The following is a 13,796-nucleotide window of genomic DNA, read 5'->3' as shown; positions in this document are numbered from 1 at the left end:
GAATATCCCGGTCCGACACTCAAGTATTCGCTGGCGACGCCGATTAAGTTGCACCAGCGTCCCGGAAGAGGGCGCGATTCTCCGTTGACAACAGCGGTCGGTCGGGGGGATCAGGATGATCCGGGCCGCCTGCCAGGAGCTTCCCATGTCTCAACCGCGTGCCCGAATCGCCTCGCAGCTGGGTATCGCCCTCGCCATCGTGCTGGCGCTGGTGATCACCGGCAGTACTCTGTTCGCCCTGCGTTCCCTGGACGACGCCAACCTCATCACGCGCCAGGAACACTTGGCCAGTGAAGCGCGACTGTTGGCCGATCAGCTTGAAACCTTCCACGGTTCGCTCAAGGACAACACCCAGCGCCTGAGCGGCCTGTTCGAGCGTCGCTTCGCTTCGGGGCTGTCGCTGCATGCCGGCGAAACCGTCCAGGTGGCCGGCCAGGCCACGCCGGCGCTGTACCTGGGGGATCACCTGCTCAACAACGACTTCCAGCAGGTCGATGAATTTCAGCAGATGACCGCAGGTGTAGCGACCCTGTTCGTGCGCAGCGGCGACGACTTTGTACGCATCAGCACCAACCTGAAGAAGCAGGATGGCAGCCGGGCCATCGGCACCCAGCTCGACCGCCAGCACCCGGCCTACGCGAAACTGATGGCTGGGCAGACCTACGTTGGCCGTGCCCTGCTGTTCGAGCGCAATTACATGACCCGTTATGTGCCGGTGACCGATGGCAGCGGCCGGGTGATCGCGGTGCTGTTCGTTGGCTTCGACTATACCGACGCGCAGAACGCGCAGTTCGCCAACCTCAAGCGCTTCCGTATTGGCGATACCGGTTCGCTGGCCTTGCGCGACGAGCAGGGCAAATGGCTGGTGCCCCCGGCCAATGCCGACCAGCCGCTGTACAGCGCTTCTGCGCCCTTTGCCGAAGGCCCCTGGACGGTAGTCGCCAGCATGCCCTTGGAAGAAATCCGCGCGGTGACCTGGGATGTTGGCTTGCGCCTGGCCATCGGCAGTTTGCTGGCGATGTTGCTGGCAGTGGCCGCCACGCTGTGGCTGCTGCGCCGCAAGTTGCGCCCGCTAGATGACCTGGTGCGCCAGGCCGAGGCGCTGGGCGCAGGCGACCTGAGCGCCCGCCTGGCCGTGACCAGCCATGACGAGATCGGCCAGCTGGCACGCAGCTTCAACAAGATGGGCGAAGCCTTGGCGACCATGGTTGAACACATTCGTGGGGCCTCTGAGCAGGTCAGTAGCCGCGCCCGCTCGCTCTCTGGCCTGTCGGCCGGTGCCTGTGAAGGCATGGACCAGCAGTCCGGCGAAATCACCAGCATGGCCGGCGCGGTGGAGGAGTTCAGCGCCACGTCGATGAACATCGCCGACAACATGGCGGGCACCGAGCGTATGGCCCGTGACAACGCCCAGCAAACCCGGATTGGCCGCAGCGCGATGGACGAAGCGTCCAGTTCGTTGCGCCAGATCGCCGAGGCATTAGGTGGCACTGCAACCGTGATGGACACATTGGGTGCACGCTCGCAGGAAATCGGCGGCATTGTCGGGGTGATTACCGCCATTGCCGAACAGACCAACCTGCTGGCGCTCAACGCGGCCATCGAAGCAGCGCGCGCGGGGGAGCAGGGCCGTGGATTTGCCGTAGTGGCTGACGAGGTACGTGGCCTGGCAGCGCGTACGCGTCAAGCGACCGATGAAATCTCCGGGATGATCGCCAGTATCCAGCAGCAGACCGGCCATGCCATCAGCACCCTGGAACAGGGCAATCAGTTGATGCAGGAAGGCCTGGCACGCAACGACAAGGTGGCCGAGTCGCTTGCGCGTATTGACGAGCAAAGCCGCGTCGCGGGTGAGCAGTTTACCGTGATCAGCACTGCCACCCAGGAACAAAGCAGCACGGCAACCGTGCTCAGCCGCAACCTGCAGAGCATTGCCCAGGCCAACAGCGAACAGCGTGACGTGGCCAATGAGCTGGCCTTTACCGCCAAGGAGCTGGAAGGGCTGGCGGCGCAGTTGCGCCAGGAAGTCGATCGGTTTCGTTGAAACCCCTGGGGCCGCTGCTACAACCCCCCCCGTAGGAGCGGCCTCGTGTCGCGAAAGGGGCGCAAAGCGCCCCCAACAATCCTCACCCTTACCCCAGCCTCAGGTTCAAAGCCTGCGCACAAGCCTGCAACGAGCGTTTCTCACTCTGCGCATACAACGCCAGCTCATCCTGCACCGGCAGCCCCAACGCCGCCTCGAAGGCCTCGCGGTTGGCGTTGCTGCCATACTCCGCCTGGGCATCGTCACCCAGGTTGGACTGGAAGATCCCCGCCGCACTCACCGGCAGGAAGTCCTCGTAGACCAGCGCCTCGAAGTGCACATGGCCAGCCTCGATCAAGCCCTCCAGAGTCGTCGGGCGGTCAGCCTGCTCGCGTGCGGCCAAGCCCTTCTCGGTAGCGAAATAGCGGAAGTACGCCAGCCCTTGCTCACGCATCTGTGCCAGGTCATCCGGGAACTCGGCAAACTGCTCTTTTAGCAGTGCCATGTAGCGCTCGGCATTGGCCTCCGCCGGTGCACCGCCCAAGGCTGCACGGGTAGCGTCGAGCAGCTTGTCATACAGCTGCCGGCCTTTGGGCGTGAGTGCCGCACCGCGTTGCTCGATCTCGCCGAAACGTGCGGTGTGGCTGCCTTCGCTACCGTGCTGGTCACTGAACGCAACCTTTTCCTGCAGTGCCTTGAAGCTGGTCTGGCGCAGCAGGATCGGGTGGCGGCGAGTGGGCGGGCCTTCGACAACGGCTTTGGGCGGGATACCCTTGGCCGGCATACCCAACTGGATCGCATCGATGTCCAGGGTGCGCGGGGTCAGGTGATTGATGTGCGGGCCCTTGAATGCCACCACGTCAGCGATCAGGCGGTGCTGGTCGTGCAACTGCTGGTATTGCTCGGCGGTGACCGTGGCATCCTGGTGCCAGCGGAATGTATGCAGGGCTTGCTGCACGAATGCCTCGGCGTCGGCCGCGTTCAGGCCGCCATCGCGCTCGCACTGGGTGATCAGCTCAAGGGCGCGGGCGGTGAAGATCTTGCGCTTGGCCAGGAGGGTCTCTGCCAACTCACGCAGTGCGGGATTGTCGATCAGTTCCAGGCGCAGCAGCGAGGTGAATACGCGGAACGGGCTGATGTGCAGGGCCTGTTCGTGTACTGCGCGAAACGCAGTGGAGTGCACAGGCACGCCGGCGCTGCTGAGGTCGTAATACCCGACCGGCTGCATGCCCATGACCGCGAACAACCGGGCGATGGTGGCCAGCTCTTGTGCTGTGCCGACGCGGATGGCGCCGTGGCGCTCCTGGTCCAGGCGCTCGACCTCGCCGGTCCAGCGCAGGGCCTGGGCCACCTCAGGCTGCTGGGCCATGACCTGCTGGTTGATTTCGCTCACCAGCTCCAGCAGCGTGCCATACAGCGGCACTTCCTGTTTGTACATGAGCGACATGGCGGCAGAGAACTGCGCGCGGATGCTGTCGGGGCTGACGAAATCGTGGGCGGGCATCGCTAGCTTCCTGGTTGGGTTCGGACGCTTACATGAAAGCTGGGAATGCACTATGGCCACAAGCGAAAAAAAGTGGCTGTGTCATTCCTTTTTTGATCGATCTTCAGGGCCAGTCGCGACACAAGGCCGCTCCTGCTGTTTGTAGGAGCGGCCTTGTGTCGCGAATGGGCCGCAAAGCGGCCCCGGCAATCTCAAGCCTGAAGCTGCTCATGAATCCATTCCACCAATGCCCGCACCTTGGGCACCTCCGCCGCATGCTCGGCATACGCCAGGTAATGCGCCCCGGCACTGCGCATCGCATGGTTCCACGGCACCACCAGGCTCCCTTCCGCCAGTTCCTTGGCCGCCAGGTAACGCGGCACCAGCGCTACCCCACAACCCGCTTGCGCCGCACTTAGCGCCATGTAGAAGGTATCGAACCGCGGCCCGTGGTAGGCGCTGACGCTGTGCAGCCCCAGCTCCAGGAACCACTCGTGCCAGGCTTCGGGCCGCGAAGTGCTTTGCAGCAGCACCAGGTCGGCCAGTTCTGCAGCATCGCCCAGCGTGCGCCCGGCCAGCAGCTCCGGCGCACACACCGGCACCACTTCCTCACGGAACAGCTCCACGCAGGTCGCCCCCGGCCAGGTGCCTTGCCCATAGAAAAACACCACATCCGCCGAGCCCTGCAGCAAGGCAAACGGCTCCATCTCGTTACGGATGTCCAGGTGGATGTTCGTGTGGCGCTTGCCGAAGCCCTTGAGGTGCGGGATCAACCAGCGCACGCCAAAACTCGGTTGAGTGGCTACCTTCAATATCTCGGTCTGCTCGCCATAGGTCAGGACATAGCGGCTGGACATGTCCACCTGCGTGAGGATCTTGTTGACCTCGGCCAGGTACAGGCTGCCGGCGGGGGTCAATTGCAAGCGCCGGCGGATACGCAGGAACAGGTGGTGGCGCAGCATCTCTTCGAGCTGTGCGACCTGCTTGCTGACCGCGCTTTGGGTCAGGTGCAGCTCTTCGGCGGCACGGGTAAAACTCAAATGGCGGGCTGCAGCTTCGAAGCACTGCAGGGCGGTCATGGAAGGCACCAGGCGTTTGGACATAGCGGTCTCTGCGGCTCAAATCATTACCTGACGGAATGATATGCGGAATAAAGGTCGTTTGTTGCACTGGTGTGATCGGATTAATACTGATCCACATCATTTTTCCACCCCATCACCCGATGTAGGAGAAGCACAATGGTTGCTGGATTGCTCGAGCGCCTTGGCGTTGCCGCCACGGCTTACACCCAGGGCGACTACCCTGTTCACACCCCGATCGACGGTAGCCAGATCGCCTCGGTGAAACTGCTTGGCAAGGCCGAGACCACCGCCTGCATCGACCAGGCGCAGAGTGCCTTCGAAGCCTGGCGCAGCGTGCCGGCCCCGCGCCGTGGCGAACTGGTGCGCCTGTTTGGTGAAGTGCTGCGTGAACACAAGGCCGACCTGGGCGAACTGGTGTCTATCGAAGCTGGCAAGATCACTCAGGAAGGCCTGGGGGAAGTCCAGGAAATGATCGACATCTGCGATTTCGCCGTTGGCCTGTCACGTCAGCTGTACGGCCTGACCATCGCGTCCGAGCGCCCTGGCCACCACATGCGTGAAAGCTGGCACCCGCTGGGCGTGGTCGGCGTGATCAGCGCCTTCAACTTCCCGGTTGCCGTATGGGCCTGGAACACCGCGCTGGCCCTGGTGGCCGGTAACTCGGTGGTGTGGAAGCCTTCCGAGAAGACCCCGCTGACCGCGCTGGCATGCCAGGCGCTGTTCGAAAAAGCCCTCAAAGCCTTTGGCGATGCCCCGGCTGGCCTGGCGCAACTGGTCATCGGTGGCCGCGAAGCCGGCGAAGCCCTGGTGGATGACCCGCGCGTGCCGCTGGTCAGCGCTACTGGCAGCACCCGCATGGGCCGTGAAGTCGGCCCGCGCGTTGCTGCCCGTTTCGGCCGCAGCATCCTGGAACTGGGCGGCAATAACGCCATGATCCTTGCGCCGAGCGCCGACCTGGACCTGGCCGTGCGTGGCATCTTGTTCTCCGCTGTTGGCACCGCCGGCCAGCGCTGCACCACCCTGCGCCGCCTTATCGTGCACCGCTCGATCAAGGACGAAGTGGTTGCCCGCATCAAAGCGGCTTACGGCAAAGTGCGCATCGGTGACCCACGCAAAGACAACCTGGTGGGCCCGCTGATCGACAAGCTGTCGTTCGATGCCATGCAGGGCGCGCTGGCCAAGGCCCGCGACGAGGGTGGCCAGGTATTCGGTGGTGAGCGTCAGCTGGCCGACCAGTTCCCGAACGCCTACTACGTTTCGCCGGCCATCGCCGAGATGCCTGCGCAGAGCGACGTGGTTCGCCATGAAACCTTCGCGCCGATCCTCTACGTGCTGGCCTACGATGACTTCGAAGAGGCCCTGCGCTTGAATAACGAAGTGCCACAAGGCCTGTCGTCGTGCATCTTCACCACTGACATCCGTGAGGCCGAGCGCTTCCAGAGCGCCTCGGGTAGCGACTGCGGCATCGCCAACGTCAACATCGGCACCAGCGGTGCCGAGATCGGCGGTGCGTTCGGTGGCGAGAAGGAAACCGGCGGTGGTCGTGAGTCGGGTTCCGATGCCTGGAAAGGCTACATGCGTCGCCAGACCAACACCGTGAACTACTCGCGCGAGCTGCCGCTGGCGCAGGGTATCGTGTTCGACTGATGCTGCATGGCCGGGGGCTTTGCCCCCGGTTCGCCGGCAAGCCGGCTCCCACAGGGTTCGGTGCGATCCTTGTGGGAGCCGGCTTGCCGGCGACAGGGCTGCGCAGCAGCCCCAACAAGAACAATATCGCTGGAGCCGGCCATGTCCGAACTGCGTCAACAATGCTTGTGGGAACACGTCAGCCAACCGACCGTCGCCGCCCAGGCCCTGGCCGGTGAGCACAAGGCCGACGTCTGCGTCATCGGCGGCGGCATTACCGGCCTGTCGGCGGCCATCCACCTGCTCGAACAGGGCAAGTCGGTGATCCTGCTGGAGGCCTGGAAGATCGGCCACGGCGGCTCCGGGCGCAACGTTGGCTTGGTCAATGCCGGCACCTGGATCCGCCCAGACGATGTCGAGGCGACTTTGGGCCAGAAGCGGGGCAGCCGCCTGAACAAGGTGCTCGGTGAGGCCCCTGGCGAAGTGTTCGCCATGATCGAGCGCCTTGGCATCGACTGCCAGGCACAGCACAAAGGCACCCTGCACATGGCGCACAACGCCACCGGCATCGCTGACCTCGAAGCACGCCATGAACAGTGGCGCCGTCGCGGTGCCGATGTGGAGTTGCTGACTGGCGCCCAGTGCCAGGAATACTGCGGCACTGACAAGATTTCCGCCGCGCTGCTAGACCGCCGCGCCGGCACCATCAACCCCATGGGTTACACACAGGGCCTGGCCGCTGCGGTTGCGCGCCTGGGAGGCAAACTGTTCCAGCAATCGGCCGTCGAAGGCCTGGAGCGCGACGGCGATGCCTGGCGGGTCAAGACTGCACGCGGTTCGGTGCGCGCCGACAAGGTAGTGATCTCCACCGGCGCGTACACCGAGGGCGACTGGAGCAACCTGCAGAAGCAGTTTTTCCGCGGTTACTACTATCAGGTGGCCTCCAAACCGCTGCACGGCGCTGCAGCCGACAAGGTCCTGCCCCATGGCCAGGGTTCGTGGGACACCCGCACGGTGCTCAGCAGCATCCGCCGCGACGATCAAGGCCGCCTGCTGCTCGGCAGCCTTGGACGGGTCGACAACAAGCCTGCATGGTTCGTGCGCAGCTGGGCTGACCGTATACAGAGCCATTACTACCCGGAGCTGGGCAAGGTCGAGTGGGAGATGCACTGGACCGGCTGCATCGACTTCACCCCCGACCACCTGATGCGCCTGTTCGAGCCGGCGCCCGGGTTGGTCGCGGTGACGGGCTACAACGGGCGGGGCAATACCACGGGCACCGTGATTGGTCGGGCGTTCGCCGAGTTTCTGCTCAAAGGTGAGGCGGACAGCCTGCCGATCCCGTTCTCGCCGATGACCGGGGTGAGTGCGCCGTCGTTGCGCACGGCGTTCTACGAGTCCGGGTTCTCCCTGTACCACGCGGGGCAGTGTTTGCGGGTAGTGCTGTAAGGTTGTCCCACGACACTGACTGTAGGAGCGGCCTTGCGTCGCGAAAGGGGCGCGCAGCGGCCCCAGGTATTCAGCGGCGCTGCAGCAATTGCCCGGGCTGCTATGCAGCCCTTTCGCGACGCAAGGCCGCTCCTACAAATAAGGCCGTGCGGGAAATCAGTTTATCTGTGCAACCAGCTGAGGAAGCCACCTTTCTTGATCAAGGTCGGCTTCTGCAGCAACAAAGACTCCCGGCTCTGCCGCCGGAACCGTTGCAATTTGGTCAACGCCGTCTGCACCTCGCCGCGCTGTACCAGGCAGCTACGCACCTGCTCCTTTTCGATGCGATACAGCACGCAGCTGGTCAGGGTACGGAATTCGGCAAACGAGTCATCCTCATCGATGATGCCCTCGATCCCCAGCACTTCCCCCGGCCCCATGCGCCCGGCTTCCAGCAACTTGTCGCCATCGCGTATCGCCGCCGAAACCACGCCGCTACCGATCACCAGCAAGTGATCGGAATGCTCGCCAACGCCCAGAATCACTTGATCTGCCAGGTATTCGACGGCAGTCATGCGCTGGCTCAAGGCATCGCGCTCCTCGTCAGTCAGCGAACGGAACACCCGTACCTCGTCCAGCACTTCACGCTGACGGCTGCGCGGCGGCATGGCCAGGTCAACGTTCCACATCACGCCACTGGCCTCCAGGTGCCGATGTGCAAGGTCAAACAGCTGGTTGCGCGCCTCGGTCTTGCCGCCCATGTCGGCGACAAAGCCGCTGGCTTCGTATTCCACCGACTCCAGGGTGGAGACCTTCACCGTCACCTTCGGCTTGGGTGAGGCAAGAATGGCGCTGGTGCCCTGCAACGCCTTTTCCAGCGCATCGAACACCCGTTTAGGCCGCACTTTGGCCGGCACCACCACACTGACCGACACCCCATGCACATCGGCCGGGCGGCTGTGGTTGAGCAACTTGGCCTTGGCCGCCACCGAGTTGGGGATCACCGCCAGGCTGCCTGAGCCGGTGAGCAGGCGCGTTGCTCGCCAGTCGATGTCCAGCACCTTGCCTTCGGTACCGTCGATGGAGATCGAGTCGCCGATCTGGTAGGGCCGCGTGGTATTCAACACGATGCCACTGAACACGTCGGCCAAGGTGCTTTGCAGCGCCAGGCCGATGACGATGGCCATGACCCCCGAGGTGGCCAACAGGCCCTTCACCGGCAGCTGCATCACATAGCCCGCAGCGGCCACCACGGCCGCGAGGAAGATCAACGCCCCCAGCACATCCTGCAGCAACCGCCCGCCATGGCTGCCGCGCGCCACCAGCAGCAGGCCGAACACCACCGTCACCGTACGCGCGCCAAACAGCCACCAGCCGATCGCCAGTACCGTGGCCATCAGGTTGCGCGACACATCGTCGACCCAGGGCGGCGGCTGCAGCGGGCTCATGCCGGCGGCCACCAGTACCCAGCTGAACAGCACGAACGTCAACAACCGCGTGCCGATGCGCCAGGCCCGGCGCTGTGGGGGGATCAGTTGCCAGAGCACGAGGTCGAGCAGGATCAGGATTGTGCCGAGCAACAACGGGGACGACTGGATGAACGCCAGCATGGATGTCTCGGGGGGTGAGGAGAGTTGTGCGTAGTAATAGAGCAGGTTGAGGTGGCAGGCAATGGGGCGATCTCGGTTCGAAGTGCCAGGCCGTTGACCGATCTCGACAACGGCTTGCCTTGTTCTCGATATTTTTCACTCCCAATTTATACAGGTTACAGGATGAAGCCATTTACAATCAGCCAAGTGAAGCCAACTATATTAAACCAAGCGGCGATGACCATCCTTGTTCTCAGGCCTTTGGGGAACTCTAGATAGTCCTGAGCATCTAGTGATCCTCGGCGAATTCTGGCGTTAGGGAACATGAGTTCGCTCGATATCGCGGAGACGATGAGAACTCTGGATTTTAAGCCTTGCTGTCCACATAGGCCTTTCGCAAAGGGTAGACAATCACTCCTTTGAAGTGCTGAAGTCATTACTTTGAAGTCCCGGCCGCAAGCAATATAGAGGTCTAATGAAAGCCCGATCAAGCCGAGACAGAATGGAGATGCCAGTAAAAAGAGCCTAACGTTGACGTCGAGTGTGTCAGTCATCGTGGAAAGTCTCGAAGATCAGGTCCGCAAGTTCCTCGCCATACTTCATCCCTTTAGTGCTGCCGTAGTAAGCTCCAGCTCCGGTCATGGCTATGCCGCATATGAATACGCCTTTAGGATGTCCGACTCTCCAGCAAACTTTTAAAGCAGCTCTAATTCCCGCCTGGCCTCCAGCCCAGCCCCCGGCTAAACCGCCGGAAAAATTCCCTGCCTCAGTGACTTTGACTTTTTCGCAGGCCCTGGCATCGCCCGCTCGGCATACATCGGAAACTTTCACTATCGAGCCAACACCTCCAATAGCAACGCCTATATGTCCCCCTGCCTTCAAATACTTGGAAATGCTCGCCAATTTATCCAGGTGTGTTGAATATCCGGGGATCTGGCCAGGTATCCCTGCTTTGCTCCAATGATGAACCAGGCTTTTTGATGAGATGCCCAAGTCCCGACGCAGTCTTTCATAGTTGCCAAGGTTCAGGCGCTTATTCAGAACAGTCGCTTTCAGGGTCGTATCTAATTGCTTGAGAAGTTTCATACGTTCAGCGAAAAACTCACGACTGCGCAGGTGCCCGTGTTTGGCAAATTGTTGCTGATGCAATTCTTCGATCTTTCGCAAGATGTGGTTTATGTCACTCAACGACTTTGCCATCATCGCTTCGCTCACTCCGACTGAGAGGCTCACTTCACTGAGCCATCCTGCAATTTCAGCCTGATGCCGCACCATGAAATCCGCCTCTTCCGGCGTCAGGCTTGCCAACGCCTCCCGCGCCTGTTTCGCCGCGCTCATCGCATGCAGCTCTTCGCGCGTACAGACCGGTCGGCTGAGGCCGTCGCCAATGATGAATAGTTCGCCCGCTTTGAAACCCTGTTGATAGGTAGGATTCAGGCGCTCCAGGAGGGAGCGCGGCAGATTGGCCTGCGGAGCGCCGAGTTCAACCAGGACTTCCTGGTAGGTCATGCAGCGCGGGACGATGAAGAAACCTGGCTCTAAGGTATCCACCGGGGAGCTTGCAACATTTCGTCTGAAGCGAGTAGGCAGTGAATCCGCTTCATGTGGTGTTGGGCTTGCTTCAGCAGACCTGGCCACGGATGTTGGCTTGGACGGGGAGGAATCCCCCAAGGGCGCGATTACCCGGCATCCATCCGGACAACCGCAGGCTACTCGAGCTCCATCCATTGCGGCCAGCCGGCCAGCAACCACGAACCCTGGCATCCCTTCCACGATGGTGCCGCTCTTGTCGCAGGCCGGACAAGGGGTAGTCACGTCGCCTTCGCGCAGTACCCGGCGACCACCAACGCGGAAGCTGCCGATGCTGGCAAGGCAGGTAGCGCCCGTCGTGGTGCGATCACCCTCCAGTGCTTGGCCTCTGCCATTCATCTTGATGCGACTCATATCCAGGTCCTAGGCAAACCTGGAAGCTAGCACCCCGCAATAGGCCTTGAGGTCACTTGAAGATGCTTTGGGAAACGTCCTACGCAAACTAGAGAAAACTCTCCGGCTTCGGCTCTCGGGGAGTCCTGCGAGAGCTTGCCCGTCTTCAATGTGCCGGCAAATCCACGGCTAGATCATCGTTCATAAAATAGAACGCTAAAGCCAAAAACCACTATCTACCGCTCCAAAGGTGATGGTTTTAATCTTCTCCCATCAACGCGAAACACCCAACTTACTGAACATCAAAACCCTTAGGAGCACGACCATGACCAACTTCAAATACAACCGCCTGAACAAAGACGACGCCGCTGTTCTGCTGGTCGACCACCAGGCTGGTCTGCTGTCCCTGGTCCGCGACATCGAGCCGGATGCGTTCAAGAACAACGTGCTGGCCCTGGCTGACCTGGCCAAGTTCTTCAACCTGCCGACCATCCTCACCACCAGCTTCGAACAAGGCCCTAACGGCCCGTTGGTACCAGAACTCAAAGCACTGTTCCCGGACGCCCCGTACATCGCCCGCCCTGGCCAGATCAACGCCTGGGACAACGAAGACTTCGTCAAGGCAGTGAAGGCCACCGGCAAGAAGCAGCTGATCATCGCCGGTGTAGTGACCGAGGTGTGTGTGGCGTTCCCGGCGCTGTCGGCACTGGAAGAAGAGTTCGAGGTGTTCGTGGTGACCGATGCCTCCGGCACCTTCAATGCCATGACCCGCGACGCCGCCCACGACCGCATGAGCCAGGCTGGCGCACAGTTGATGACCTGGTTCGGCGTGGCATGTGAGCTGCACCGCGACTGGCGCAACGACGTCGAAGGCCTGGCCGCGCTGTGCTCCAACCACATCCCGGATTACCGCAACCTGATGACCAGCTACAACGCCTTCAACGCCGGCAAGTAAGCCGACCGCCCCGGGCACCGACAGCGGTGCCCGCGCAGGGCAGCACACCCATCCAATCCTCCGCCCGTCCGCCGTTGCACAGTGGATGCGGGCAAGCTCATCCCAAGGAACGCCGATGAACACCGCACTCCAAGACAACCGCAACGTGGTGACCCTGGTCATCCAGCACAAGGTCCGCGCCCAGGCGCTGGCCAGCTACGAGGCTTGGCTCAAGCGTACGGTCAGCACCGCACGGCGTCAGCCGGGGCACCTTGATGTCAATGTGATCCGCCCGGACGACGGCGGGCTGCACTTCACCACCGTGGTGCGCTTCGCAGATGCCAGCCTGCTGCAGGCCTGGGTCAACTCCAGCGAGCGCCAGACGCTGGTCAACGAAGTACTGCCGCTGCTCGAAGGCGGCGACCACACCCAGGTGCACGAAGACCCGGAGTTCTGGTTCACACCGCCCAGCACTACCTCCGCGCAACCGCCGCGCTGGAAGCAGGCGCTGCTGACCTACCTGGTGATCTGCCCGATGACCATGATCATCCCGCAGCTGCTGGCGCCTTTTTTCGCACGCTTTCCACAACTGGGCGGGGTGATCACCGGCAACCTGATCGTCAACCTGTTCGTCATCCTGCCCGTGGTGTTTTTCATCATGCCGTGGGTAACCCGTCGCTGCGCCAACTGGCTGCGCAGCTGATCAGTTTTTGACCTCGACACTTTCAAGGAGATACCGACATGACTACGCTCGTTACCCGCGATGGCACTTCGATCTATTACAAGGACTGGGGCAGCGGCAAGCCCGTGTTGTTCAGCCATGGCTGGCCGTTGGATGCCGACATGTGGGACTCGCAGATGGAGTACCTGGCTAGCCGCGGCTACCGCGCCATTGCCTTCGACCGTCGTGGTTTCGGCCGTTCGAGCCAGCCCTGGAACGGCTATGACTACGACACGTTCGCTGACGACATCGCCCAGCTGATCGAGCACCTCGACCTGCGCGACGTGACCCTGGTGGGCTTCTCCATGGGTGGCGGCGATGTCAGCCGCTACATTGCCCGCCACGGCAGCGAACGCGTTGCCGGCTTGGTGCTGCTGGGCGCGGTGACGCCGGTGTTCGGCAAGCGTGACGACAACCCGGACGGTGTCGACACCTCGGTATTCGACAGCATCAAGGCTGGACTGCGGGCGGATCGGGCGCAGTTCATCGCCGATTTCGCGACGCCGTTCTATGGTCTGAACCATGGGCAGCAGGTGTCTCAGGGTGTGCAGACGCAGACTCTGAACATTGCCCTGATGGCTTCGATCAAGGGCACGCTGGATTGTGTGAGTGCGTTCTCCGAAACCGACTTCCGCCCGGACATGGCCAAGATCGATGTGCCGACCTTGGTGATCCACGGTGACGACGATCAGATCGTACCGTTCGAGACCACCGGCAAGCGGGCCGCGGAGTTGATTCGTGGGGCTGAGCTGAAGGTATACAGCGGGGCGCCGCACGGGTTTGCAGTGACCCATGCGCAGCAGCTCAATGAAGACCTGTTGGCGTTCCTGAGCCGCTGAATAAGCGGGGGCCGCGTTGCGGCCCATCGCCGGCAAGCCGGCTCCCACGGTGATTGATGTACACAGCACCCTGTGGGAGATTCTATGGTTGAAAACAACGGTCTTTAGGCCGTTCTGCTTACGTATTCCTCCTTCTTCTTCATCAGGG

The 13,796-nt window shown here is 62.1% G+C and carries 10 protein-coding genes; 6 read left to right on the top strand and 4 right to left on the bottom strand.

The features are described 5' to 3' along the window. The first annotated feature begins 145 nt into the window (after window positions 1-145). Window positions 146-2,044, top strand: a complete 1,899-nt coding sequence (locus ACW4TB_RS10435; RefSeq protein ID WP_012312158.1) for a methyl-accepting chemotaxis protein — start codon at window positions 146-148, stop codon at window positions 2,042-2,044. Window positions 2,045-2,132: 88 nt separating this feature from the next. Here ACW4TB_RS10435 and hglS read toward each other — a convergent pair whose 3' ends face one another. Beyond that, window positions 2,133-3,527: a 2-oxoadipate dioxygenase/decarboxylase HglS gene (gene hglS, locus ACW4TB_RS10430; protein ID WP_279930126.1), complete on the bottom strand. Its 1,395-nt coding sequence runs from the start codon at window positions 3,525-3,527 to the stop codon at window positions 2,133-2,135. 191 nt (window positions 3,528-3,718) lie between these two features. Next, a complete protein-coding gene (locus ACW4TB_RS10425) occupies window positions 3,719-4,609 on the bottom strand; it encodes a LysR family transcriptional regulator (RefSeq protein ID WP_279930125.1) in 891 nt (296 codons plus the stop codon). Between the two features lie 135 nt (window positions 4,610-4,744). On the opposite strand from ACW4TB_RS10425, the gene amaB reads away from it, so the two are divergent. Both amaB and amaA read left to right on the top strand, forming a co-directional pair. Further along, window positions 4,745-6,235: an L-piperidine-6-carboxylate dehydrogenase gene (amaB, locus tag ACW4TB_RS10420; protein WP_279930124.1), complete on the top strand. Its 1,491-nt coding sequence runs from the start codon at window positions 4,745-4,747 to the stop codon at window positions 6,233-6,235. Window positions 6,236-6,376: 141 nt separating this feature from the next. After that, on the top strand, window positions 6,377-7,663 hold the full coding sequence (gene amaA / locus ACW4TB_RS10415; RefSeq protein WP_279930122.1) for an L-pipecolate oxidase: 1,287 nt from the start codon (window positions 6,377-6,379) through the stop codon (window positions 7,661-7,663). Window positions 7,664-7,824: 161 nt separating this feature from the next. On the opposite strand, the gene ACW4TB_RS10410 is transcribed toward amaA, so the two are convergent. Together ACW4TB_RS10410 and ACW4TB_RS10405 are read right to left on the bottom strand one after the other, a co-directional pair. Continuing rightward, the gene (locus ACW4TB_RS10410; protein WP_174141065.1) at window positions 7,825-9,252 is read right to left on the bottom strand and encodes a mechanosensitive ion channel family protein; all 1,428 of its coding nucleotides are present in this window, start codon (window positions 9,250-9,252) and stop codon (window positions 7,825-7,827) included. A 525-nt stretch (window positions 9,253-9,777) separates the two neighbouring features. Next, complete coding sequence (locus ACW4TB_RS10405) at window positions 9,778-11,175, bottom strand: PAAR domain-containing protein (RefSeq protein WP_279930118.1); 1,398 nt, start codon at window positions 11,173-11,175, stop codon at window positions 9,778-9,780. Window positions 11,176-11,479: 304 nt separating this feature from the next. On the opposite strand from ACW4TB_RS10405, the gene ycaC reads away from it, so the two are divergent. From ycaC to ACW4TB_RS10390, 3 genes are all read left to right on the top strand, one after another. Further along, complete coding sequence (gene ycaC / locus ACW4TB_RS10400; protein ID WP_012312166.1) at window positions 11,480-12,109, top strand: isochorismate family cysteine hydrolase YcaC; 630 nt, start codon at window positions 11,480-11,482, stop codon at window positions 12,107-12,109. 115 nt (window positions 12,110-12,224) lie between these two features. Further along, window positions 12,225-12,791, top strand: a complete 567-nt coding sequence (locus ACW4TB_RS10395) for an antibiotic biosynthesis monooxygenase (protein WP_012312167.1) — start codon at window positions 12,225-12,227, stop codon at window positions 12,789-12,791. 38 nt (window positions 12,792-12,829) lie between these two features. Then, window positions 12,830-13,648 (top strand): alpha/beta fold hydrolase, encoded by an 819-nt coding sequence (locus ACW4TB_RS10390; protein WP_279930112.1) that lies wholly within the window; start codon window positions 12,830-12,832, stop codon window positions 13,646-13,648. The last annotated feature ends 148 nt before the right edge of the window (window positions 13,649-13,796 follow it).

Source organism: Lelliottia jeotgali (genome assembly GCF_977070485.1).
The sequence above is the reverse complement of the archived record's forward strand: the minus strand, read 5'-3'. Positions and strand labels throughout refer to the sequence as shown.